We start from the raw sequence: 24,312 nt of genomic DNA, 5'->3' as shown, positions 1-24,312 counted from the left end.
TTATAACTTAATACTTACTACCTGGTACTTATTGCAATTCAATTAACTTTTTCAAACAATCATTTGCTCTTCCGCTTTCTAAGCTTTCTACTGCAGCTCCAAACGCATCATCATAGGTTTTATAAGCACCGGTGCAATACAAACCCATTGCTGCATTCGCCATCACCACTGCATTTTGTGCCCATGTTCCTTCACCACTCAAAATCTTTGTAAAGATCTTTGCTGCTTCTTCAATACTGTTACCACCGTGAATATCGGTTTGCTGCACCATGCGTTTGCCCAACTGTTCAGGCGTCATGATAAATTCACCTTTATTTGTGATCACTTTGGTATCGTTCGTCAATGATATTTCATCGTATCCATCCAGACTATGAATGATGGTGAATGCACCACCTGTCTGTTGCAACAAATAATTATAGACCCTTGCCATCTCTAAACTAAATACTCCCACCAGTTGATACGCCGGACTTGCAGGATTCACCATTGGCCCAAGCATATTAAAAAAGGTACGCATGCCGAGGTTCTTACGGATAGGCCCAACTGTTTTTAATGCAGGATGAAACATCGGTGCATGCATGAAACAGATATTGGCTTCTTCCACTTCACGTTTCAACTGATCAACATTGTTTTTGAATTTATAACCCAATTGCTCCATCACATTACTTGCACCACTGATGGTTGATGCGCCGTAGTTACCATGCTTGGCAACTTTTTGTCCGGCACCTGCCACAATGAAACAGGAAAGCGTAGAAATGTTGAAGGTGTTTTTTCCATCACCACCTGTACCAACAATATCGAGCACCGCATGTCCATTGAGATCAACCGGCACACAAAGCTCCAGCAATGCATCACGGAAACCCTGCAGCTCTTCAATGGTAATGCTGCGCATAAGATACACCGTCATGAAAGCAGTGATCTCATGTTCGTTGTAAACACCTTTCCCGATATTCAACAGTACATCTTTCGCCTGATGACGATCGAGGCTTTTATGTTCAAACAGTAACTGAAGTATTTTTTTCATTTTCAAATTTTCAAATTCACTCATTTTCAAATTAAGCCTTCAACCAATTACGAAGTATTGTCTCTCCTACTGGCGTCAACACACTTTCCGGATGAAACTGCACACCCTGCACATCAAATGTTTTATGCTGCAAGGCCATGATCATTCCTGTTTCATCTTCAGCTGTAATTTCAAGATCAACAGGAAAACCTTCTTTATTCACCACCCAGCTATGATAGCGACCGACTTCAATTGTATCTGAAAGTCCATTCAACACGCCATTGGGTTTTGGATTTTTTGGATTTTGGATTTTAATCGGTGTTGCTACTCCATGAAATACGGTTGAAAGATTCGTCAACGTTCCACCGAATGCTTCGCCAATTGCCTGGTGACCTAAACAAACACCAAGAATTGATTTTGTTGCAGCATATTCTTTGATCAACGGCAATAACAATCCCGCTTCTTCAGGGATACCCGGACCAGGGGATAAAATAATTTTATCATAGTCCTTCACCTTCTCTAATGGAATCTGATCGTTGCGATGCACATCCACTTTTATATGTGTGATCTTCTCCACCAGGTGAACAAGGTTATAAGTAAAGCTGTCGTAATTATCGAATACTAAAATTTTCATTATTGTAATGTTCATCAACTATTAACTAATACTTACTGCAAACTCAATTGCCTTTTTCAACGCTCCCAATTTATTATTCACTTCCTGCAATTCACTTTCAGGTTTGCTTGCAGCAACTACACCTGCTCCCGCCTGATACACCAATTTATTTTGTCGGCTCATGAACGTACGGATCATGATCGCATGATTACAGCTTCCATCAAAACCCATGAAGCCGATGCCACCGCCATAATAACTTCGTGCAGTTGGTTCATTTGCATCGATCAACTGCATGGCTTTGATCTTTGGCGCACCACTTAATGTACCTGCAGGAAATGTTTTAGCTAATAATTCAAACGGATTCGAATTAGGACGAACTTTTGCAATCACTTCACTCACCAGGTGAATCACATGACTGTAATACTGTACTTGTCTGTAATGTGCCACACTTACATCATCGCACACACGACTCAAATCGTTTCTTGCCAGATCAACCAACATTACATGCTCTGCATTTTCTTTTGCATCTTCCAGCAAACGAGCGGCTTCACGTTGATCAATTTCATCATCACCTGTACGTTTGAATGTCCCGGCTATCGGATGAACAACTGCTTTTCCATTGTTAATGATAATCTGGGATTCAGGTGATGAACCCATCAGCTTATAATCACCATAATCAAAAAAGAACAAGTAAGGAGAAGGATTGATGCTGCGCAATGCACGGTACACATTAAATTCATCACCAGTGAAAGATTGCTGAAATCTTCTGCTCAATACGATCTGGAACACATCGCCTCTGTGACAACTGGCAATGCCCTTCTTCACCATCTCTACATATTCCTCATTGGTAACATTGGAGCTTTCTTCTCCTTTCACCGCAAACGGATAAACAGGAACATCTTTACTGCGGATCAAACTTTCAACAACAGCCACATCACTTTCAATACCTGCGATCTTATTCTCACAAATGAACAATTCATCTTTATGATGATTGATGGCAATGATGTATTGGTAAAGACGATAACGCATTAATGGAATTGCAGCTGGATCTTTTCGCTCTGCATTCAGTTTGATGGTATCAAAGAATTGAACAGCATCGTAGGTGGTGTAACCATAAAGCCCTTGTGCAAACTTTGCTTCCTTGCAATCACCACTTGCTTCAAAATGATTCATGAAGTCAAACAACTGCTGTGGCACTTCGGTTGGTTGCTTGATTGCAATACGTTCAGGTTTTTGTCCCGGCAGTTTAAATTCAATGCTGGTTGTTGAAGTAATCTCCATTCCCGCAATGGCGTTAATGCCAATAAACGACCAGCTATTTTCTGCTGCATGATGATCTGTACTTTCGAGCAAGATGGTATCTCTGAACCGATCCCTTAGCCGCAGGTAAATGCCAACAGGTGTAAATACATCTGCCAGCATTTTTTTGCAGGTCGTTTCTATCTTAATTTTCTTCATGATCCGTTTAATTCTTTTCAGTTTCAGCAAATAAAAAACCCCGAAAAACTTCGGGGTCTGAATATGATTGGAACAATCACAGTAATAGCATTACAGACCCCTTAGAGTTGTATGCCACCACCACTGATTATTTACAATTGCTTTGTTCATTGTGTTGCAAAGATGTTGTATGACAGTTAAATAATCAAATTTTTTTTCAAAGAAGCATTACATGTAACAAATTATACTAATGGTTGTTTACTTTTGAGTGATCAGACCTATGAGGTTTGCCGGGCCGGTTTGCTGCGCTGCAAACGTCTAGGTCTAATCTAACAATTAAAAATTTGTCATATGAAAAAAGTCCTTCTTGCAACATTGTCTGTTTGCCTTGTGGTGGCCATCTCTTCTTTTAGTGTAAAACAAGATAACCCTGATGCAATTGTTGGTAGCTGGAAAAATGGCGAAGGAACAGGCATCATCAATATCTACAAGAATGGCGACAAGTACCAGGGAAAGATCACCTGGTTAAAAGAACCCAACGATCCTAAAACAGGCAAACCAAAAACAGATATCAATCACCCCGACGAAAAGAATCATGCACGACCTGTTTTGGGTTTGGTAAACATGTGGGGATTCAAATACAGTTCTTCAAACGAATGGACGGGTGGAAAAATTTATGATCCAAAAAATGGTAAAACCTACTCCTGCAAAATTTCCATGGAAAATAACAACTCAATCAAAGTGCGGGGATACATTGGTGTTTCGCTGATCGGAAGAACAGATACCTGGACAAGGCAGTAAAACAAATAAGAAGTCGTAAGTTCTCAGTTTGTGGTTTAATCCTTTACACTTGTTCCTTGTGTTTTGGTTTTTGGATTTTCTTTCTTGTGCCTTACAATTACAACCAAACCACTTTATCCGGTTGCTCTAAAGCATATCGTTTAATGATGTTTCGCACAAAATCATATTCAGGATATTCCTGCAATTGATTACGCAGTTCATCTTTTGCAGCAAAATCAAATTCTGTAGGTACATATCCCATTCCGTAAAAACGGCCACCTTCCATTAAGATGCAACTGTCTTTTTCATTAAAATAAGATCGCTCCCTGATAGCGAAACTTGGCAATTCCTGTTTTAACTGGTCAACCGCTTTTTGTACCCGTTGATTGTAGTCAGTTGCAGTTTCGGTACCATGGCAAGCCCCTTTGCATCCTTCAGCACTGCAAACAGGATCGGTTGACCGATCAATAAAACAAAGTTTATTGCACAACTCGAATTCCTTTACTAATCGCTTTAATTCTGTTACACCTTCGTATCTGCTGTAAAACAAATGCACAGCCGGGAGATGTTTATGCTTCCTGTCAACAGCTAACCGCATATACCCATTTCCATCTTCATATACATACAAACCGTAGCTGGCTTCATACCCTTTAATGGCCCGGTTATACTTTGGCCATAGTCGTTTGATCTCGATTGTCTCCAGCACCGAAGCCATCAACTCTGTGCCACATTGCTGGTAAGAAATACGATGAATGTTTCGTTGAAATTCCTGTTTCTGTCGTGAAGGCTTATTATTGGAAAAATGACTTGTTACACGCTTCTTTAACTGCAATGCTTTGCCCACATAAACAATTTTATCTTTTGCATCATGAAAATAATATACACCGGGCGTGAGTGGCAACTGATCAATATCTTCTTTGTTCAAATGCAGTGGCAGGTATTGCTCTTTCGATTGCTTCCCAAGCATGGTATGCAAATGATTATTCACATCATTTTTTCGCAACAATTCCAGCAGTTGAACGGTTGCTCTTGCATCACCTGCAGCCCTGTGTCGGTTATAAAGCGGAATTTCAAAATGCCTGCATAAGTTCCCGAGGCTGTACGATGCCAGTTTTGGAAAGATCTTTCTTGCATACCGGACGGTACATAGCTTTTTACAGTTCAGATTATAACCGAGCGATTGTAGTTGATGATTAACAAACGAATAATCGAAGTTCACGTTATGCGCCACAAATACCTTTCCCTGGAAAAGCTCCATCAATCGTGGAGCAATTTCCTCGAAAGAAGGAGCCAGTTGCACCATCTCATCTGTAATTCCTGTTAAGGATTGTACGAACCTGGGAATGGGCTGATGAGGGTTCACCAGCGTTTCAAAGCTATCCACAATCTGCTGGCCATCATGGATATAAACTGCTATCTCCGTTATACCGTTTGAAGCTGCATACCCCCCTGTTGTCTCAGTATCTGTAATAGCGTAAAGCATAACCACGTAAAAACACGTATTGGCAAATTAAAATAAAAAGGGCAGATTTTTTGTCGGCTGCGAAAACTAAAGTAAATTCGTATAAGATTTACCTCAACCACTCCTGTAAGAACTCAACAGTACGATTAGAATTCCGTATTTCCTGTGAAGTAATTTGTAACCTTCTAAACTTAAAAGTTATGGCATCAAATTCATCACAAATGAGTGACACAGTGAAAACTACAATTTTTGTAATTGTATTTTTTGCAGCGATTGCATTGATTACCTTATTAATGTTCGGTTAATCATTGCCTATGATAAGAAATTTACTCAATTGCTGTTCGTAAGAACAGCTAAGTACCTTATTCACCTTATTTTTAAAGCTCCGGTAACGGAGCTTTTTCCTTTTTATCACTCTTTCAAGCACTGGATTCCTTCGGCCAATCAGCCCTGCTTTCCTTAACTTTGCCCACCAAAAAAGATACATCCTGCATGGAACTGAGCAAGAATTTTGAGCATAAAGCATCCGAAGAAAAATGGTACAGTTACTGGAACGAACAGAAGTATTTCAACAGCACTCCTGATGACCGAGAGCCGTATACTGTTGTCATCCCTCCGCCCAACGTAACAGGTGTACTGCACATGGGGCACTGCCTCAACAATACCATCCAGGATGTACTTGTTCGTCGTGCACGCATGCAGGGCAAAAATGCCTGCTGGGTACCCGGTACCGATCATGCTTCGATTGCCACTGAAGCAAAAGTGGTACAGATGCTCCGTGAAAAAGGAATTCAGAAAGCTTCTATCAGTCGTGATGAATTTCTCGGCTACGCCTGGGAATGGAAAGAGAAATACGGTGGCATCATTTTGCAGCAGTTGAAAAAGATGGGTTGCAGTTTAGATTGGGAACGCACCAGCTTTACGATGGATCCTGATTATTATCAATCTGTGATCAGTGTGTTTGTTGATCTTTATAACAAAGGCTTTCTCTACCGTGGCAAGCGCATGATCAACTGGGATGTGAAAGCAAAAACTGCTTTGAGTGATGAAGAAGTGATCCGTAAAGAAACCAATCAGAAACTCTATCATCTTCAATATAAAATTGAAGGAACTGATGATCATATCATCATTGCCACTGTTCGTCCTGAAACCATCATGGGTGACACGGCGATTTGTGTACATCCAAAAGATGAGCGTTACAAACACCTGCATGGCAAGTTCGCATTTGTTCCGTTGATCAATCGCCGCATTCCAATTATTACCGATGAATATGTAACAATGGATTTCGGAACTGGTGCATTAAAAGTTACACCGGCTCATGATATGAACGATTACCAGTTGGGTCAAAAACACAACCTGGAAGTAGTTGATATTTTCAATGAAGATGGAACCCTGAATGAAGAGGCACAAATATTAATTGGTGAAGACCGTTTTGAAGCAAGAAAGAAAATTGTGGTTGAACTGGAAGCAAAAGGTCACCTGATTAAAACGGAAGATTATACCAGTGAAGTTGGTTACAGCGAACGTACCGATGCAGTGGTTGAACCACGTTTGAGTTTGCAATGGTGGGTAGATATGAAAAAGATCTCCGGCCCTGCGTTGGATGTCGTGATGAATGATGAAATAAAATTCTATCCTGCTAAATTCAAAAATCTCTATCGCCATTGGATGGAGAACATCAAAGACTGGTGTATCAGTCGCCAGTTGTGGTGGGGGCATCGTATTCCTGCCTGGTATGATGCAGATGGAAATTATGTTGTTGCCACAACACATGAAGATGCTTTGCAACATTATCAAACAAAATTCGGCAAAGCTCCTGCCGGTAATAAACTTTCGCAAGACGAAGATTGCCTCGACACATGGTTCTCGTCCTGGCTCTGGCCTTTTGAAGTGTTTAAAGGCTACAGCAATCCGGGCAATGCAGACGTGCAGTATTACTATCCAACCAATACATTGGTAACGGCTCCTGAAATTATTTTCTTCTGGGTAGCACGTATGATCATGGCGGGTATGGAATACCAGAAAGAAATTCCATTCAAGGAAGTTTACTTCACAGGCATTGTACGTGATAAGCAAGGACGCAAGATGAGCAAGAGCCTCGGTAATTCTCCGGACTTACTTGAGTTGATCGATAAATATGGGGCTGATGCATGCCGCTTCGGCATTCTCATCTCCTCCCCTGCAGGTAACGATCTGTTATGGGATGAAAGCAGCAATGAGCAAGGCCGCAACTTCAATAACAAATTGTGGAATGCGTTGAAGTTGGTGAAGATGTGGGAAGGAAGACAAGCTGCAAGCAACGAGCCACAAACAGCAAACTTTGCGACCAACTGGTTTCAAAACCGATTGAATGAAGCGAAAGGAGAGATCGAGCAACTGTTCAATGAATTCCGCTTGAGTGAAGCGTTGAAAACGATCTACTCTCTTATATGGGATGATTTCTGCAGTTGGTATTTAGAGTGGGTAAAGCCCGGCTTTGAACAACCGATCGATGCTGCAGTGTATAACAAAACAGTTGATTTCTTTGAGGAGCTGATGCAATTACTTCATCCCTTCATGCCGTTTATTTCGGAAGAGATCTATCATGCATTAAAAGAAAGAGCTGCAGGCGATGACATCACCATCAAACAACTTTCAACAGCTGCGAAAACAGATAAAGAAGTATTACAACTTGCTATACAATTGAAAGAAGTGATCACTGCTCTGCGTGATATTCGGGTGAAGAACCAGATCAAACCCAAAGAAGCCATCAAACTTTCAATTGAAACAGATCAGCAAAAATCCTATAAATCAATTGAAACAATACTTGCCAAACAACTGAATGCCGAGAGCATTTCTTATGTATCGGCCTCTGTAGCAGGCACTATTTCAGCTGTTATACAAAAGGATAAATTCTACATTGCAACGGAACAGGCAATTGACACGTCTTCTCAAAAAGAACAGATGCTCAAAGACCTTGAGTACCTGAAAGGATTTCTTCTATCGGTTGAAAAGAAACTCGGCAACGAACGTTTCGTGCAGAATGCAAAACCAGAAGTGGTGGATATTGAAAAGAAAAAGAAAGCCGATGCAGAAGCCAAGATCAAAGCAATAGAAGAAAGCCTTGCGTCGTTATAACACAAATCAATTTGATCCATGTTGCTGAAAAGACCGTTCCGTTTACTCTTGCTATTGTTTGTGCTGTTTTTTAGCGTACAAACAAAGGCGCAGGACAAACCGAAGCCCACCACCTTAAAACCACCACCACTCCAGAGCTTTTGGGGTAAAACAAAAGGCGGCGACCTTCCACTTGAAATGGTCTTAACAACGATCGATTCTGCAATATGGGTGATCGATGACAAAAAAAGTCGTTATCATGTATCCCGTTTTATTGTAGTTCATCGCAGCAAGGATAAGTATGAAGATGAAAAAACCGGTGAAATAAAAAGCAAGTACAATTCAACTGCTACCAACGTCAGAAATTCAGGCTATTTACCAAAAATCTGGCAAAAGAATCTTTACGAGATCATTAAAAAAGAAGACGAGATCATTATCACAGATATTATAGTAAAGGACAAGTGGGGTTATTATTATACTGCACCGGAAATCAAGATAAAGGTGATGTAATTTATACTTCAGAAAATAAAAAGCCGGTTGAGTTTTCAACCGGCTTTTTATTTTTACCTGATCAGTATTAAAACAAATCCAACGGCAACACTAATTCAAACTGATGCGGGTTCCGGTTTAATCCAAGATCATCCACACTCAGCAAATAACTGTACCGCACACCAAACGAGAACGGCTGCACATTCCACAAACGTGTATCAAAAAACAACTCTCCCCCAATCGATTCAAACGGAAACACATTACCAGTCCGCAAACTTTTTACAGCCGTATAATCATAAAATAAATTTGCTCTAACCCGCATGATGTAGATCATCTGTCCAATTCCAAATTCAGGATAAGCAATCGGAAAATGATAATTGGTGCTGAAACGCCACATTCGTGGATAGTTGTAAGCAGCATATCCTCTTGCAAAAGGAAAGTTGTTGCTGAACACAGAACCCCGTAAGGTATCACGTACAAATCCAGTAGCAAAAAATGCAACGCTGTGATTCCGGAACAAACCGGGAACATAAAATCCAATATTGCCTTGTAACTGATTACCTAACTGACCATCTGTTGTTCGCCTGTATCGCAACGATATAACATTGGCCCACTTGGGAAATATCTGTTGCCTCGCCTGCTGACTTTGTGTTACCCAACTAAGACCTGTATTGATATAGTTAAATTGTTGATCCTTTAAAATATTCTTTGCAATACCGGTAAAATTAAACCGCTCGGTATTGTAGGAAGCAGAGAGTGTAAGATTCTTATACGTCATACCTCCCGTAAAGTTGAGCGGAATACTAAATCCTGCATTCAGGTTTGTTTGGTTGAATGTGATCGTTGTATCCTCGTTCAATGCAAAATTTCTGTTCCATGTTTGCGATGCACCAACTGACAATTGCGGATACCAACCTCCATAAACCAGATCCGCCGACACCTGGTTATAACCTTCATTTCGATTGTAGGTATATCCATATTCGCCAATGAATGTATTCAGGATATTCTGGCTGTAGAATGTAATACCATAATCAGGGTCTTGAGCAAATGGCCGCCAGCTGTGAATATTCAACAACCCTTTGCCTGAACGATAACGTTGCACTTCACCCGGCTGAGATTGGACATTCTTCAACAGGTCAGTTGCTGCAAATGTTTTAGCAGAGAAATACAGATCACTTAATGGGGCCACTGATTTTTCCTCAACAAGTTTCGTTTCACTTAACTTTTGTTTCAGCAACATATTGCCATCAACAGTGAACGTGTTCCAGATAATTGTTTGCGATTTTGTATCAAGACTTGCCTGGTAATTTCCATTGGGCAAATCGGCTGCACGTAATAGCTGTTTACTTTTTACATCATACAGGTACAATACATCTGTTCCTTTTTGTGATGAAGTAAACAACACAGTATCACCTGCAACTTGCACATAGGAAAGTATTGCATTGCTGAAGGGAAATAAAACTTCTTCCTGTTTCGATGACAGATCCGTTTGCAGCAATGTCATCTTTCCTTCTGCATTTCGAACAGCACTGATGACTGAAGAAGCATCAGCAGAAAAACGTGGATAGGTGTAAACGTATTGATTAGGATTCGGCAGATCAACAGCGCCGCTGTCGTTTAATTGTATTAACCTGAGGTTTGTTTGCTGATCAGTTCCTGCATTCACCGCAACAACTGTAGTTGCATCAGGTGAAATATCTGGCTGAAACAATCTAGTTTTGCTGCTGATCTTTTTTACTTCATTTACTCTTGTATCCCATACCTTGAGTACCGAATAAGTTTTCCATCCCCAACGGGCATCCGTGTTGAAAGCTGTGTACACCACTCTTCCATCTCTGTAAGAATAATAACTGTCTTCAGCAATATCCTTCACTCTCAACTTTTCTTCTTCACCATTTGTATGAATACGCACCCATCTTGGTATTTGCCTGTAACCCGATTTCAACACCAACACACTTCCATCATCTGTAATAAATGGATAATCATAATTCACCACACTGTTCTTTACAGGCTTGTTGATCGATTGCAATGATTGAAACACAGATGTTTCCTTTGTTTTCATTTCATTTTTGTACCAGGCAAACGCATCGTTTACAAACTGTTTGTAGGCAACACCTGTATGTCGCTTCACTGCTTTTTGATAAGGATAGAACAAACCTTTAAAATCAAGTGCATCATTGTTCACTTTTGTCCAGAGATCATTGCCGTATTTTTCACGACCGTAACTCACCAAGAGATATCCGAGATCGTAATGATTAGGAACAAAGTGACGATAAGAACCATTGCGTAATTTCTGGTAAGAATAATTTTTATCAGCCAGCCAAAGTGAACGGTAAGAGTTAAAGAACGAAGGCAAACGGCCACGCCCCTGTCTGCTGTTCACAGTTTCCTGCCATACTGCATCGCCTTCCCAAAACCAATCGGGCACAGCAAGGTTCATAGCAACAGCCTGCCCTTCCTGACCAAAAAAGAAACCTGCGATTTTCGGAATCGTTCGATTGAAGTTGGAGAACTGTTCAATATGTCTGAACTCATGCAATGAAAGATACTGGTGCCAGGGAACTGCACCGCTGCCAAGATTAGTAAGATCGGGCATCATATAAAATTCGCTGCGCCATGGAGCCGGACCAACATATGCATTGGATGTTGTGGTTTGGTTTTGCAGCACTACATTAAACTTCCGCAGTTTATTTCCAAGTGATGAAGAGAAGGAATCACGCACCAACTGATGCGATAGCCAGGCTGCTTCCCTCGCCTGCTTTTCCAGTCCTTTTGGAAAGATGATACGCACCGTATCTGTATTCAACTGGTAAAATTTAAGTGAAGATGGATTACCACCAAAACGCTGGGCATTTAACTGGCAAATCGATAAAACAAAAAATACAATCGTTGTGCTAAAAGATTTCCGATTCATACTTAAAAATAAATTGAACTGAGCAAATAAAATCATCTTCTGCAAGTATCTTTAAGCAATTTCACCGCTATGCTCCTGCTCGCCCTTTCCATTGCACCCGGTATTGCTATCAGTCTTTATATTTTTCTGAAAGACCGGTTTAACCGTGAGCCGCATCTCAACCTGCTTGTATGTTTTCTGCTGGGCTGCCTCAGTATCATCCCTGCAATTATCATTCAACTACTAACGGTAAAACCTGTTGAAAGGTTGATGGGCGAAGGAATTTTATATACAGCAGTATTTGCATACCTCATTGTCGGGCTGAGCGAAGAATGGAGTAAATACATTATGCTTCGTTCTTATGCTTATCCCAGGAAAAGTTTTGACGAACCCTTTGATGGCATTGTGTACAGTGTCATGATCGGGATGGGCTTTGCTACAGTTGAGAATATTTTATACGTGCAGCAACATGGTTTAGGCACAGCTATTCTGAGGATGTTTTTAAGTGTACCTGCCCACGCAACTTTTGCAGTTCTCATGGGTTATTTTGCAGGCAAAGCAAAATTTAAACCTGAACGACGAAAGTTTTATTTATTCACGGGGATTTTCTGGGCCGCATTCTTTCATGGAACATACGATTTCTTTTTGTTCCTGCAAGGCAATCCAACGGTAAACAAATACCTGAGTGATAGTTTGCTGTTTGTTGGTGCAGTTGCTTCCTTCATCTTTGCAGTATGGCTTTCAAAGAAAGCCATTAAAGAGCATCATAATCTTTCAAAGAATATGTTTCACCCCGACATTTAAATTTACAACAAACTCAAGCTAAGTATACAAGTCAACATGAAGCTCAATTTCACCGACCGGTTTCTAAACATCAGCATTACCATCGTCTCCTATTTGCTCTACATCGTTAATTTGTTCAATGTTTACATGACACCCGGTTTCCCTTATCGTAATGCAATTCTTGTTTATGCATTTTGGACTTTCCCGGTAATAAGCCTGTTATTTGCTGCACGATACTTTATCAAATTGACAAAAGGAGAACCTGAAGCAAAACCATTTGTTGCTATTCATGTATCGGCTCTCATCATATTCTTCAGCTTCATTGTTTACCTGCTTCCAAAAATGGAATAAGATCATTGGTTATGATGATCAACCAGCTTCTTCATCATTTCAGATCCCACCACATCAGCTGAAGCACCATAGCCATTTACAAACACACCTTTATGCCCGTCTTTCGATTCAATAGCATACACAATTTCTTCATCAGAAGGATTGGTATCACCTTCAAACCGATAGATCTCTTTGATCTCGAATTCTTCGGGCTCAAGATTGATATCAGGGTTGAAACATTGCAAAGCATTTGTCTGCAAATTGAAATCAAGTGTAAAGCCTCTTGCTTTTAAATCGCTGATCGCTTCCGTTACTGTATCGTAGTTGTACATAGATGTTTAATTTATAGTTGATAAATAATAATTGCTTATTGTTAACCGTCCTACGAGGGTGTCTGAGCTATCGTACTACTTATTTCCTATTTTCAACTTCCCACTTTCCACTTTTTTCTACACCATCACATGTGTCTCCTTCAGCACACCCATCACAAATACGCTCTGCACATTGCCCATGTTTTCGCTCTGGCTCAGTTTGTTTACATGAAAGTTATAATAATCATCCATATTCTCCGCCACCACTTTCAACATAAAATCAAACTCACCTGAGATGTTGTAACACTCGATCACTTCCGGCAACTCATTAATATGTTTAATAAATTTCGTGCCCGCATTTTTGCTGTGCTCTTTTAATGATACATAGCATATCACCATCAATCCCTTCTTTACTTTTGCATGATCGATCAATGCCGCATATTGTTTGATCACACCGCTTCGTTCGAGCCACTTGATACGCTCATGAACTGGCGTGGTACTTAAATGTACTTTATCGGCGATCTCTTTCACCGTCATCCTTGCATTTTGCTGCAAAAGACGTAGAATACTGAGGTCAGTTTTATCGAGCGTAACCGGTTCTTTAGTGATTTGTTCTGTTTTCGTTGCTTTTGCCATGGGTAAACAGGTTTTTATCCTCCCGTCAACCACCAAATTAGAATGATTTCCTGAATTTATTCACATTCGTATTATTTTATCCTGAAAAACTACCTTTGCCATCTAAAACATTACATATGTCAACGCTCACAAGAAACACAATTGACTTCGATCTGAAGTACAAAGTAAAAGATATCACACTGGCTGAATGGGGCCGCAAAGAAATTCGTTTGGCTGAAGCAGAAATGCCCGGCTTAATGAGTCTTCGTGAAGAATATGGTGCTTCACAACCTTTGAAAGGTGCACGTATCGCCGGTTGTTTGCACATGACCATTCAAACAGCTGTGTTGATCGAAACATTGATCGCATTGGGTGCTGAAGTAAAATGGAGTTCTTGCAATATCTTCTCAACACAAGATCAGGCTGCTGCTGCAATTGCTGCTGCAGGTATTGGCGTATATGCCTGGAAAGGTCAGTCGCAGGAAGAAGCTGATTGGTGTATTGAACAAACATTGTTCTTTGGTTCACCTGACCGTCCGTTAAACATGATCCTTGATGATGGTGGTGATTTAACCAACATCGTATTAGATAACTATTCTGAACTCGTTGCCGGTATCAAAGGTTTGAGTGAAGAAACGACAACAGGTGTACACCGTTTATATGAGCGTATGGCGAAAGGTACATTACCAATGCCTGCGATCAATGTAAACGATTCTGTAACAAAATCGAAGTTCGATAATAAATATGGTTGCCAGGAAAGTTTAGTTGATGCGATCCGTCGTGCAACTGATGTAATGATGGCTGGTAAAGTAGCCGTAGTTGGTGGTTACGGTGATGTGGGTAAAGGAAGCGCCATGAGTTTACGTGGTGCCGGTTGCCGTGTTATTGTAACTGAGATCGATCCTATCTGTGCGTTGCAAGCTGCTATGGATGGTTTTGAAGTTAAGCGTATGATCGATGCAGTAAAAGAAGCTGACATCATTGTTACTGCTTCTGGTTGTCGTGATCTGATCACTGCTGAACATTTCAAAGCAATGAAAGACAAAGCTATTGTTTGTAACATTGGCCACTTTGATATTGAAATTGATGTTGCCTGGTTGAATGCTAACTACGGTAACACAAAAGACACTATTAAACCACAGGTTGATCTTTATAACATCGATGGTAAAGATATCATCCTGTTAGCTGAAGGCCGTTTGGTAAACTTAGGTTGCGCAACAGGTCACCCATCATTTGTGATGAGTAACTCTTTCAGCAACCAAACATTGGCGCAAATTGAATTATGGCAGAACCACAGCAAGTACGAAAACAAAGTGTACGTTCTTCCTAAACATCTGGATGAGAAAGTTGCACGTTTACACCTTGCAAAAGTTGGTGCTACATTAGACGAGTTAACAGCTGCACAAGCTGAGTACCTCGGCATTCCGCAGAATGGTCCTTTCAAATCTGAATTGTATCGTTATTAATAGAAGCAGAAAGCTACTGGCTTAGGCTTTATAAAAAACCCGTTTCAATTGAAACGGGTTTTTGTTTTTTATCCAGCGAAAATATAACCGCATCCATGTTCCTGTGCCCGGCCCAAAGCCCAAACACCTGAAGGTACAGGTTGAATATTCGGCAACAATCCTGCAGACCATTCTTTACGAACAGCTTCCACATCCATATTCATCTTAGCAGCCACAGCGGCTGAATAAACACCAAATGCAGCCTGGCAATAACAGAACATCACCCCCTCTTTCTGCAGATCATTAATACCGAGTGGTATTGCTCCAATACCTGGAATAACGAAATCGTCTGGTTTTGGTTGCCAGAAAGGATTGCGTGTAGCTGCTGTACCTGTCTTCGGATCATTCGCTTTAAATAATTCACCAAGCTTATACTTTTCCCAGAGTTTATCTTCCATAGCATAACCAATTGCGGTATGCCTTAACACCACAACAACGCTGCAGTCTTTAGGTCCGGTTCCCGTAGCTTCATTCGTTAAAAGAAAAACTTTAGGCCATGCAAACGGAAATAGCTCATGCGGCTGTGTGGCATCAAACACGATCCTGTGTTTTCCTTTGATCTGTTTAAACCATTCGTCAGGATTACTTTCATCGGTTACAAAGTCTTCATTTAATACCGGTGCTGATTGAACTGCTTTTGGCAAAGAAGCCAACCCTAATGCAGCAGCACCTGCAGCAACCGCAGTTAAAAACTTTCTGCGTGCCGGTACATGTTCTTGCGTTTTCTCTTTCATTGCTTTTTGTTTTAAGATTTTAAATAATACGAAGGGTAAGAACATATGCTGCTATTAATTATGAAGATCGATTAAGCAGCAATTAGAATTGATAGAGGCGGACAACAGGAAGTAAGTATCCTAAAATAAACATTTCATGTACGAAATGCAAGCACTGAAGCCAAAAATTCTGAATAGAAAATGGCTTTTAATAGAAATTCGTCATAACAAGTTTCTCGTTACATTTACCCGCCAACAGCGCTCAAGGATGAGAATATCAACGGTTTTTATTTATTTCTGCTTCATTTCCATTGTACCCATTTGTTCCCATTCACAAACAAATGCGAGTCCTGTTGTCAGCAAACAGAAGCAGGCTTTAGCCTTTCTGAAACAAACTACCCTTAGCGCCAGCAGCCAATGGACTTCGGTGAGTCAGCAATTATTTTTACAGAATCTTGAACGGAATATTGAGCAACCGGTTTTTCTCTATGCAGGCCGTAACACCAATTTCTGTGCATTTGCAGCAGTTGGTTATGTTATGTCTAGGCAAGATCCATTGGGGTATGTAAAATTTATGATCAGTCTTTACAAAAATGGCAAAGCTGAATATGCAGGTGTGATGTACAAACCATCTGATGCGGTTCGAAAACAGGTGGGCTTGGTTTTATATGAAGGAGAGCTCGATCGTAACGATGCCGACCAGATGCTCTTCTTTACGTTGGCCGATCATTTCAAAGGTTATATCAATCTTTTTCACCTTCGTTACAAAGAAGGGAGAGAACTTGGTCTTTGGGCCGCAACCAATCTTTCGAAGTTTAATGATATGCTGCGTGTAACCATGAAAGCAGAAATACAATCACGTGGTTACGATCTTACACGGCTTAAATTAAAACAGACGGTGCAGTTCCTGCAGGAAAAATTAGAGATCGGCGATGTGTTTCTTTATCTCAACAACGCAGTTCTTCGTCGCAAGAATCATGGAAAAGTAAAAAAACACATCCCCACTCACTTCGTCATTCTAAAAAGCCTGACAGAAGAAAACGGTATCGTCACCATGACCTATTGGGATGCAGGCTTCACTACGCTGCGGCAAATTGAATTGAGCACTTTTAAACGTTTACTCTATGGCGTTAGCTGGAGCGTAAGAAACAGGAAATGAACAACCGCTTACAACATATCATCTGTTTCTTATTGCTCATTGTAACTATGAGCTCCTGTTCGGTATCACGACAGTTCCCCATAACTTATTACAACGAACACGAAAAAGATATTGTAGGAATTGAAGCTGTCTATAGCCATATTGCACAACCAAAATTACTTTCGCTTGGCTTTACCGATAGAGACTACAGACATGTATTGATCGAAATGAAAACCGACAGCATACGTTATGTGTATGAATTTAATTTCAATGATCCGTCATTGTACGACAGCTTATTTAAGTACGGCTACGATACAACCGCAACTGCTTATTTATTGCAGTATATGAAGCAAGCACATTGCACCTGGGTAAACAAGCTCGACTATTATGTTGATGGGCAAAAACGCTTGCTCACATTTATGTCTATCCGCAATAAATCGCTTCGTGCACCTTTTGCTCCCGAAAAATATTTTATTCTTACGTTTTATAATCAGCCACAATACTACGATGAAAAAGGAGTGTTGCTCGACAGACGCAACCTACGGCGGCAAAGAAAAGTAAACAACGAAATATTTTATCGTATTAACGAAAAGGTTTGTTATACCATCTCTGCAAAATTCAGATAGATTAGACCTGCTAAATGCAGTCTAATCTATCAACTACTAACTCCTGATTCCGAATTCCTGTTTTCACTACCACTCTCTATCCCCCTATTCCACCATTCATCAAAAGCAATTTGGCGGGGTGTTGTTTTCAGTATATTCGGTTTCCAAAACAATTTCTTTATGATGAAAAGAATAGGTATTTATCTGCTGTGCCTGTTATGTTACAACAGCATAACTGCACAAACCGGCTACAGCAATTTCGCCCAGCAAACCAACCGCATCAATGCATTGGTAAAAGCAAATCCACAATGGGTGAAAGTAAAATCGCTTGCGAAAACAAACGGCGGCAAAGACATTTGGCAAATCACCATTGGCTCGGGCAACACAGAAACAAAACCTGCGATTGCAGTGATTGGTGGCGTGGAAGGGAATGCACCTTTGAGTACAGAGCTCGCCATTGGTTTTGCAGAACAATTAATGCAGGGCATTGCAACCGACAGCATTAAAAACCTGCTCAACAAAACAACCTTCTACATTTTTCCGAATATGAGTCCTGATGCAATGGAACAATATTTTGCATCGCTTCGTTACGAACGAATGGGCAATGCAACTGCAACTGATGATGACCGTGATGGCAGTAGTGATGAAGATGGATATGATGATCTCGATGGAAACGGAAAGATCACCTGGATGCGTGTTGAATCACCAATTGGCACGCATCGTGTTCATCCGAATGACCCAAGAGTATTAATCAAAGCTGATGTAAGCAAAGGCGAAAAAGGAAACTATCTTGTTTTTGCTGAAGGAAAAGACAATGATAAAGATGGTAGTTTTAATGAAGATGGTGAAGGCGGTGTATGGTTCAACAAGAACTTAACTTTCAAACATCCGTCTTTCTCACAAGGCGCCGGCGAATTTCCTGCATCAGAAAAAGAAACAAGAGCATTGCTAGATGAATTGTTCGATCGGTTCAATGTATATGCGGTCATCAGTTTCAGCAGCAACAATAATTTAAGTACCCCTTATGCATTTAACCCGCAAGCTGCAACGGCTCCTATTCTTGCAGGCTGGTTAATGCCCGATACAAAAGTGAACAGCATGGTGAGTGATCTGTATAACAAAACAGTTGGTTTGAAAGATGCACCTGCATCATCAGCAACTGGTGGCGATCTGTTATCGTGGGGTTATTATCACTATGGCCGTTTCAGCTTCAGTACACCGGGCTGGTGGGTGCCGAAAACAAAACCTGATACAGCTAAGAATGAAAAAGCATTTACAGTAGAAGATCCTTCAGCGAATTACCTGCGTTGGGCATCGCAACAAAATAGCAGCAATGTTTATACGGAATGGAAGACGATTCAACATCCTGATTTCCCCAATCAAAAAGTAGAAGTGGGCGGCGTTGATCCGTTTGCATTGCACACACCTCCCTACTCACTTGTTGCTGATCTGGTGAAGAAACACAGCAGCTTTTTAATAAAACTTGCCGCAACACAACCAGAGATTGATATCGTAAATATCAAAACAGAAAAACTGGCGAACGGTTTAACAAGAGTAACGCTTGATGTGATTAATAAATCTGCATTGCCTTCACATTCAAAATTGGGCGAACGAAGCTATTGGGTTAAACGCATCAATGTAAAAGTGAACAGCAGTAATGCTCAATCGATCATCAGTGGTAAGAAAATTCAACTGCTGAATACACTGGAAGGTTATACTTCTAAACAATTGAGCTGGCTGATCAAAGGAAGCGGCAAGATCACAATTGAAGCCGGCAGTCCTACCACCGGAACAAAAACAATTGAGGTAACGCTTTAATGTTCACTCCAAAATTTTCAAGTATGAAACTTCAGATAAAACAATTCATCGCAGTAACTGCACTCAGCGTTACAGCACTATTTGCGACAGCACAAACTGCTGATCAGATATTTAAAGCAGCAGGCTCGCCAGCCAATCCGAAAGTTACGGTTAGCTGGAACCGTTATTACGATCATGCAGGCATAACAGATATCCTAAAAAAGATTGCTGCAGCACATCCCGAATTAGCGAAACTGCAATCCATTGGCAAATCATTTAAAGGCCGTGATATCTGGTGTCTTACGATCACTGATTTCAAAAAAGGAAATGCAGATCAGAAACCCGGCATGTACATCGATGGGAATATTCACTCCAATGAAGTACAAGGTGCTGAGTTCTCCATGTACACTGCATGGTACTTAACCGAGTCATTCAAAGATACACGTTTCATCAAAGAATTATTGGCTGACAAAGTTTTTTACATCGTTCCAACAATTAATCCTGATGGTCGTGACAGTTATTTTCATGAACCTAACACCGGAAGTTCACCACGTTCGGGTGTATTGCCTGTTGATAATGATCGTGATGGTTTAGTTGATGAAGATGGTTATGATGATCTTGATGGCGATAATGAAGTGTTGATCATGCGTCGCAAAAATCCAAATGGACGTTTACGTATTGATCCTTCTGATCCACGCAGGATGATCCAGGTTGGTCCGGATGAAAAAGGTGAATATGAAATGCTTGGACTTGAAGGAAAAGATAATGATGGTGATGGTGTGGTAAATGAAGATGGCTATACGTTTCAATACGATCCCAATCGTGACTGGGGCTGGGGATGGCAACCAAACTATATACAGAATGGTGCCTATAAATATCCGTTCTCATTACCTGAAACAAGAGCGGTGATGGACTTTGTTATGAAGCATCCGAATATTGCAGGTGCACAATCGTATCACAATGCAGGTGGCATGATCTTACGTGGCCCCGGCGATCCTACCGACCAGGTTACATACAATCCACAAGACATACAGGTGTATGATATCATTGCAAAGAAAGGTGAAGAATTGATTCCAGGCTATCGTTATCTCGTTGTACACAAAGATCTCTACCCTGCTTATGGTGGTGAGCTCGATTGGTTTTATGGTGGTCGTGGTATCTACACCTACTCCAATGAATTATGGACACCGTATTTGATGTTCAATAAAGATGCAACACGTAACCCGCAGGATAATACCAACTTCAATTTTGACACCTACCTCTTGTTTAAAGATGCATTTGTTGACTGGCATGAATACGATCATCCGCAATACGGTAAAATTGAAATTGGTGGTTTCAAGAAAAATTTTGGCCGTGCACATCCGGGCTTTTTGTTAGAAAGCGATGCGCACCGGAACATGGCCTTCACTATCTACCATGCATACCATACTCCGTTGCTGAAAGTAGATACGGTTACAGAAAAAGATTTGGGCAATGGGTTGAAAGAAGTGACGGCTGTTATTTCTAACAGTCGCATTATGCCAACACACAGCAGTCATGATTTAAAGTACAAGATCGAACGTCCCGATTGTATTTCAATCAGCGGTGTAAAAGCAATTGCAGGAATGATCGTTGAAAATGCTGATCTCAACATCACAACAGAACAAACAAGTAATCCTGAGAAAATTGAAGTAGAGAACATCCCGGGCTTATCAACTGTTACTGTTCGCTGGGTGGTGCAAGGGAGCGGAAAGTACACGATCAGTGTTGATAGTAAGAAGGGTGGTGTTGCTAAGAAATGATGAATGAAGTACGAGGTACGAAGTAAGAAGTACGACACGCTCCGTTTTCTTTGTGAATTCTTCGTGCTCTTTGTGTAATTTTTAAGTAGCACAGATGTAACAAAGATTTTCACAATGAACACAAAGAAAATCCTCACAACTAAATTGTGAGGATTTTTTATTGCCGCCTGTTTACTGAAAGCTTTGTAATTTTCGGTATCAACTATTCAACATGAAATCGCTTTTATTTTTGATACTCGGTTCTCTTTTGTTTGCACAAACCCACGCACAGATATTAAAAACAGATGCCAACCTTTTGAAGCTAAAAGCACCGGAAACCTTCAAAGCAGAGTTTTTTACCAGCAAAGGAAACTTCACTGTTGAAGTATATCGAAGCTGGTCGCCGCTGGGAGCTGATCGTTTTTATCAACTCATCCGCAGCGGTTATTACAACAACACCATCATTTTCCGTGTGGTGGAAGATTTTTTGGTGCAGTTTGGCGTTAGCGAAGACAAACAGAAGAATATTTTCTGGCAGGGAAAGAATCTCAAAGACGAACCCGTTGTTGGCTCCAATACCGACAGCACCATTTGCTTTTCACGTGGCGCTCCCAACACCCGTAAAACATCCATCTTCATCAACCTGCGTAATAATCTCACCTACGACACATTAAATGCCGGAGGCGTTAAAGGTTTTGTACCTTTCGCAAAAGTGATCACTGGTATGGACGTGGTGAGGCAGTTCTTTTCAGGTTATGGTAATGATGCCATGAAACCTGCTGATACCATCTACTTCAAAGGCAATAAATGGTTCATCAACAAATTTCCGCAGATCGATATCATCAAAGAAGCACGGATCATTAAAGACTGACCGTTTGTTTAATTATTGCACTGAAATATTCATTTAGCAATCAACCTTGAAAACAGATCAACAACAATCTGTTTTTTTAACAGCTGTAAAAGGCAAGTTTTCCACAAAAAATCATTTGTGCATGAGTTTTGCTCTATAAAATATCCCATATCCGCATCAGTAAATCACTGAACGCACAACTTTTAAAAACTTACTGATGAAATGAGTCATAAAAATGATCGGTCAATTTGTACATCAAATCAATGATCATTTTCAGGACGAATAACATCTGGCAATCAAAAACCACAAAATTTGAGCAGATGAAACTACAAGTCGTAAAAAACATTCAATTCACCCGTTTGATCAAAGCAGACGGACGCTTACGTGAATTCAACTTCAGAAAGCTTGGTGGCTTACAGGAAGGCACCTTTAGTGTAGATGTGGCCGATGAACGTGGGAACAGGTTACTCTTCAAAATGCACAAAGAAGATAACAGGTGGAAAATATTGGAAAACCATGATCTGCCCGATTGGGTGACCTCTTCAACTACGGTGTTGCACGAGAAGATCGAAGAAGTGATGAATGCGCATCTTCCACAACAGGAAGAGCAACAGCAACAATCGTAAAGAAAAAAGCTGTTCAGTATTACCTGAACAGCTTTTTCTTATAAAGCCTTACTGTAATTAATAACCTTGGTTTTGAACAAGGTTCGGATTAACTTTTAATTCATTGAAAGGGATCGGGAATGTCCATGACCTTGATGTGGGCAGGATGTTGCAATTGTCGGCACGTGAGCCGTTGGCAACACCACATTCAGCACGTACAATTGTTTTGGTTGATCTGCGCAGATCGAACCAGCGATGACCTTCGCCCAATAATTCAACCCTGCGTTGCAATAAAATGGCATCAAGCAATGCAGCGCCAACTTCAGCACCAATAGCTACGCCACGATTTGTACGCAAGCTGTTGAGATCAGTTAATGCAGAAAGATCATTGGTACGTTGTTTTGCTTCCGCACGCATCAATAACAGTTCTCCTGCACGGAAAACTTTGAAGCTGCGTATGCCGGGATACTTCCAGCAAAGTGTGCGTTGAATACCGCCTGAGCCTGCCTGGTTGAAACGGTTTATACCTGGATCAACATAAGCTCCACCTTGTGCCTGTAAGATTGCACTCATAGCGGCAGTTACACGATAGTTTGGACTAGTGCCGCTAATAGCACCACCGGGACGTAAAGCATTATCAGAAGGAACAGCCCAATACACTTCACTTGAAGGAGCAGCTTCTCCGGCTGTTGCAAATGTGGAAATATAATTGGCGGCAGTACCCACAGGTCTCAATGCTAATGCAATATTTGCATCTGCAATAACAGCTGCCCAATCAGACGCATAATAGTTTACACGTGCCCGCATAGCGTATACAACCACACTGTCAATATAATTGCGTGAACCATTTCCTGTAGTGTTACCGCCGGCACGAAAAGCAACCAGTGCATCACCCAGATCTTTCAGAATGGCATCATAGTTTTCTTTTACGGTGTTACGGGCAGGTAAGTTAGCAAACGGCTTTTGCGGATCGAAAACAGTTACGAATGGCACGCCAAGTGCCGTTGAGTTACGACCAAAATCTTGTGCGAAATAACGCATGAGATCAAAATGCGCATGTGCACGAATAGCCAATGCCTGTGCTTTGATGCGTTTTGCTTCAGCTTCAGTTGAACCTGTTTCATATTTCTCAACAAACTTCAGCAGATTATTCACCCTTGAAATAATTTCATACGGTTGAATAAAAGCGGCTGCAACTGCTCCGTTATCTGAAGCATAACTCATTTCGCTCATGATATTCCAGTTGCCTAAACTTTCCAATGCCTCTACAAAATCATCACCCATCAATTCAGGTAATGCACTCCATGCGCTGGCGGTACCGGAAGCTGCTGGGCTACCATAGTAATTATTACTCTGGAAACCATCATACGCTCCTCGTAAAGCACTGCGTACATCATCAAAGGTTTTTAGATCCGTTAATGAAGTATCAGGTATTGTGTCTAATGGTTTTTTACATGCCATGAATCCTGTGAGCAGCAGGGCAAGCATGATGTAAACCGGTTTTAGTGTCATCTTCATATCTTAAAAATT

General features: G+C 40.9%; 21 protein-coding genes. 12 read left to right on the top strand and 9 right to left on the bottom strand.

The window, feature by feature from the left end; translation table 11 throughout:
- Positions 1-28 precede the first annotated feature (28 nt).
- From trpD to H4075_RS10300, 3 genes are read right to left on the bottom strand one after another with little or no spacing between them, the layout of a single operon-like run.
- On the bottom strand, positions 29-1,021 hold the full coding sequence (gene trpD, locus H4075_RS10310) for an anthranilate phosphoribosyltransferase (RefSeq protein ID WP_182806430.1): 993 nt from the start codon (positions 1,019-1,021) through the stop codon (positions 29-31).
- 31 nt (positions 1,022-1,052) lie between these two features.
- Positions 1,053-1,634: an anthranilate synthase component II gene (locus tag H4075_RS10305; RefSeq protein WP_182806429.1), complete on the bottom strand. Its 582-nt coding sequence runs from the start codon at positions 1,632-1,634 to the stop codon at positions 1,053-1,055.
- Between the two features lie 21 nt (positions 1,635-1,655).
- A complete protein-coding gene (locus H4075_RS10300) occupies positions 1,656-3,071 on the bottom strand; it encodes an anthranilate synthase component I family protein (protein WP_182806428.1) in 1,416 nt (471 codons plus the stop codon).
- 330 nt (positions 3,072-3,401) lie between these two features.
- Here H4075_RS10300 and H4075_RS10295 point away from each other — a divergent pair, with 330 nt between their 5' ends.
- Positions 3,402-3,851 carry a DUF2147 domain-containing protein gene (locus H4075_RS10295; RefSeq protein WP_182806427.1) on the top strand — a complete coding sequence of 150 codons (450 nt, stop codon included), beginning with the start codon at positions 3,402-3,404 and terminating at the stop codon, positions 3,849-3,851.
- 97 nt (positions 3,852-3,948) lie between these two features.
- Here H4075_RS10295 and H4075_RS10290 read toward each other — a convergent pair whose 3' ends face one another.
- Positions 3,949-5,313, bottom strand: coding sequence for an exonuclease domain-containing protein (locus H4075_RS10290; protein ID WP_182806426.1), 1,365 nt, complete (start codon positions 5,311-5,313; stop codon positions 3,949-3,951).
- A gap of 471 nt (positions 5,314-5,784) precedes the next feature.
- On the opposite strand from H4075_RS10290, the gene H4075_RS10285 reads away from it, so the two are divergent.
- Positions 5,785-8,409 carry a valine--tRNA ligase gene (locus tag H4075_RS10285; protein ID WP_182806425.1) on the top strand — a complete coding sequence of 875 codons (2,625 nt, stop codon included), beginning with the start codon at positions 5,785-5,787 and terminating at the stop codon, positions 8,407-8,409.
- 18 nt (positions 8,410-8,427) lie between these two features.
- Positions 8,428-8,898 (top strand): hypothetical protein, encoded by a 471-nt coding sequence (locus H4075_RS10280; protein WP_182806424.1) that lies wholly within the window; start codon positions 8,428-8,430, stop codon positions 8,896-8,898.
- 67 nt (positions 8,899-8,965) lie between these two features.
- On the opposite strand, the gene H4075_RS10275 is transcribed toward H4075_RS10280, so the two are convergent.
- A complete protein-coding gene (locus H4075_RS10275; RefSeq protein WP_182806423.1) occupies positions 8,966-11,791 on the bottom strand; it encodes a hypothetical protein in 2,826 nt (941 codons plus the stop codon).
- A gap of 69 nt (positions 11,792-11,860) precedes the next feature.
- Between H4075_RS10275 and H4075_RS10270 the strand changes: the two genes are divergently transcribed.
- Together H4075_RS10270 and H4075_RS10265 are read left to right on the top strand one after the other, a co-directional pair.
- Entirely contained in the window at positions 11,861-12,574 is a 714-nt protein-coding gene (locus H4075_RS10270) for a PrsW family intramembrane metalloprotease (RefSeq protein ID WP_182806422.1), read from the top strand.
- 36 nt (positions 12,575-12,610) lie between these two features.
- Positions 12,611-12,904 (top strand): hypothetical protein, encoded by a 294-nt coding sequence (locus tag H4075_RS10265; RefSeq protein ID WP_182806421.1) that lies wholly within the window; start codon positions 12,611-12,613, stop codon positions 12,902-12,904.
- 2 nt (positions 12,905-12,906) lie between these two features.
- Here H4075_RS10265 and H4075_RS10260 read toward each other — a convergent pair whose 3' ends face one another.
- Both H4075_RS10260 and H4075_RS10255 read right to left on the bottom strand, forming a co-directional pair.
- A complete protein-coding gene (locus H4075_RS10260; RefSeq protein ID WP_182806420.1) occupies positions 12,907-13,215 on the bottom strand; it encodes a phosphoribosylpyrophosphate synthetase in 309 nt (102 codons plus the stop codon).
- A gap of 117 nt (positions 13,216-13,332) precedes the next feature.
- Positions 13,333-13,830, bottom strand: coding sequence for an Lrp/AsnC family transcriptional regulator (locus H4075_RS10255; protein ID WP_182806419.1), 498 nt, complete (start codon positions 13,828-13,830; stop codon positions 13,333-13,335).
- A gap of 116 nt (positions 13,831-13,946) precedes the next feature.
- Here H4075_RS10255 and ahcY point away from each other — a divergent pair, with 116 nt between their 5' ends.
- Complete coding sequence (ahcY, locus tag H4075_RS10250) at positions 13,947-15,275, top strand: adenosylhomocysteinase (RefSeq protein WP_182806418.1); 1,329 nt, start codon at positions 13,947-13,949, stop codon at positions 15,273-15,275.
- Between the two features lie 68 nt (positions 15,276-15,343).
- Here ahcY and H4075_RS10245 read toward each other — a convergent pair whose 3' ends face one another.
- Positions 15,344-16,048, bottom strand: a complete 705-nt coding sequence (locus tag H4075_RS10245) for a twin-arginine translocation signal domain-containing protein (protein WP_182806417.1) — start codon at positions 16,046-16,048, stop codon at positions 15,344-15,346.
- Positions 16,049-16,295: 247 nt separating this feature from the next.
- On the opposite strand from H4075_RS10245, the gene H4075_RS10240 reads away from it, so the two are divergent.
- The 6 genes from H4075_RS10240 to H4075_RS10215 all read left to right on the top strand — a co-directional run bounded on the left by H4075_RS10240 (position 16,296) and on the right by H4075_RS10215 (position 22,803).
- A complete protein-coding gene (locus H4075_RS10240; protein ID WP_182806416.1) occupies positions 16,296-17,186 on the top strand; it encodes a hypothetical protein in 891 nt (296 codons plus the stop codon).
- Entirely contained in the window at positions 17,183-17,791 is a 609-nt protein-coding gene (locus H4075_RS10235; RefSeq protein ID WP_182806415.1) for a hypothetical protein, read from the top strand. Before H4075_RS10240 ends, H4075_RS10235 begins: the two co-directional genes overlap by 4 nt.
- 159 nt (positions 17,792-17,950) lie before the next feature.
- Positions 17,951-19,588, top strand: a complete 1,638-nt coding sequence (locus tag H4075_RS10230; RefSeq protein ID WP_182806414.1) for a M14 family metallopeptidase — start codon at positions 17,951-17,953, stop codon at positions 19,586-19,588.
- Between the two features lie 23 nt (positions 19,589-19,611).
- Positions 19,612-21,348 carry a M14 family metallopeptidase gene (locus H4075_RS10225; RefSeq protein WP_182806413.1) on the top strand — a complete coding sequence of 579 codons (1,737 nt, stop codon included), beginning with the start codon at positions 19,612-19,614 and terminating at the stop codon, positions 21,346-21,348.
- Between the two features lie 211 nt (positions 21,349-21,559).
- The gene (locus H4075_RS10220) at positions 21,560-22,198 is read left to right on the top strand and encodes a peptidylprolyl isomerase (protein WP_182806412.1); all 639 of its coding nucleotides are present in this window, start codon (positions 21,560-21,562) and stop codon (positions 22,196-22,198) included.
- 299 nt (positions 22,199-22,497) lie between these two features.
- The gene (locus tag H4075_RS10215; protein WP_182806411.1) at positions 22,498-22,803 is read left to right on the top strand and encodes a hypothetical protein; all 306 of its coding nucleotides are present in this window, start codon (positions 22,498-22,500) and stop codon (positions 22,801-22,803) included.
- A gap of 57 nt (positions 22,804-22,860) precedes the next feature.
- On the opposite strand, the gene H4075_RS10210 is transcribed toward H4075_RS10215, so the two are convergent.
- On the bottom strand, positions 22,861-24,300 hold the full coding sequence (locus tag H4075_RS10210) for a RagB/SusD family nutrient uptake outer membrane protein (protein WP_182806410.1): 1,440 nt from the start codon (positions 24,298-24,300) through the stop codon (positions 22,861-22,863).
- Positions 24,301-24,312 lie beyond the last annotated feature (12 nt).

It is taken from the genome of Lacibacter sediminis (assembly GCF_014168535.1).
Classification (GTDB): Bacteria; Bacteroidota; Bacteroidia; order Chitinophagales; family Chitinophagaceae; genus Lacibacter; species Lacibacter sediminis.
This window is presented reverse-complemented; position numbering and strand designations above follow the sequence as displayed.

Bases quoted from the DNA above. Each gene is read 5' to 3' on its own strand.
- H4075_RS10295 (WP_182806427.1), top strand. From the start codon at position 3,402: ATGAAAAAAGTCCTTCTTGCAACATTGTCTGTTTGCCTTGTGGTGGCC.
- H4075_RS10210 (WP_182806410.1), bottom strand. From the start codon at position 24,300: ATGAAGATGACACTAAAACCGGTTTACATCATGCTTGCCCTGCTGCTC.
- H4075_RS10290 (WP_182806426.1), bottom strand. From the start codon at position 5,313: ATGCTTTACGCTATTACAGATACTGAGACAACAGGGGGGTATGCAGCT.
- H4075_RS10285 (WP_182806425.1), top strand. From the start codon at position 5,785: ATGGAACTGAGCAAGAATTTTGAGCATAAAGCATCCGAAGAAAAATGG.
- H4075_RS10240 (WP_182806416.1), top strand. From the start codon at position 16,296: ATGAGAATATCAACGGTTTTTATTTATTTCTGCTTCATTTCCATTGTA.
- H4075_RS10265 (WP_182806421.1), top strand. From the start codon at position 12,611: ATGAAGCTCAATTTCACCGACCGGTTTCTAAACATCAGCATTACCATC.
- H4075_RS10280 (WP_182806424.1), top strand. From the start codon at position 8,428: ATGTTGCTGAAAAGACCGTTCCGTTTACTCTTGCTATTGTTTGTGCTG.
- H4075_RS10300 (WP_182806428.1), bottom strand. From the start codon at position 3,071: ATGAAGAAAATTAAGATAGAAACGACCTGCAAAAAAATGCTGGCAGAT.
- H4075_RS10255 (WP_182806419.1), bottom strand. From the start codon at position 13,830: ATGGCAAAAGCAACGAAAACAGAACAAATCACTAAAGAACCGGTTACG.
- H4075_RS10260 (WP_182806420.1), bottom strand. From the start codon at position 13,215: ATGTACAACTACGATACAGTAACGGAAGCGATCAGCGATTTAAAAGCA.
- H4075_RS10245 (WP_182806417.1), bottom strand. From the start codon at position 16,048: ATGAAAGAGAAAACGCAAGAACATGTACCGGCACGCAGAAAGTTTTTA.
- H4075_RS10215 (WP_182806411.1), top strand. From the start codon at position 22,498: ATGAAACTACAAGTCGTAAAAAACATTCAATTCACCCGTTTGATCAAA.
- H4075_RS10305 (WP_182806429.1), bottom strand. From the start codon at position 1,634: ATGAAAATTTTAGTATTCGATAATTACGACAGCTTTACTTATAACCTT.
- H4075_RS10270 (WP_182806422.1), top strand. From the start codon at position 11,861: ATGCTCCTGCTCGCCCTTTCCATTGCACCCGGTATTGCTATCAGTCTT.
- H4075_RS10225 (WP_182806413.1), top strand. From the start codon at position 19,612: ATGAAACTTCAGATAAAACAATTCATCGCAGTAACTGCACTCAGCGTT.
- H4075_RS10230 (WP_182806414.1), top strand. From the start codon at position 17,951: ATGATGAAAAGAATAGGTATTTATCTGCTGTGCCTGTTATGTTACAAC.
- H4075_RS10275 (WP_182806423.1), bottom strand. From the start codon at position 11,791: ATGAATCGGAAATCTTTTAGCACAACGATTGTATTTTTTGTTTTATCG.
- ahcY (WP_182806418.1), top strand. From the start codon at position 13,947: ATGTCAACGCTCACAAGAAACACAATTGACTTCGATCTGAAGTACAAA.
- H4075_RS10235 (WP_182806415.1), top strand. From the start codon at position 17,183: ATGAACAACCGCTTACAACATATCATCTGTTTCTTATTGCTCATTGTA.
- trpD (WP_182806430.1), bottom strand. From the start codon at position 1,021: ATGAAAAAAATACTTCAGTTACTGTTTGAACATAAAAGCCTCGATCGT.
- H4075_RS10220 (WP_182806412.1), top strand. From the start codon at position 21,560: ATGAAATCGCTTTTATTTTTGATACTCGGTTCTCTTTTGTTTGCACAA.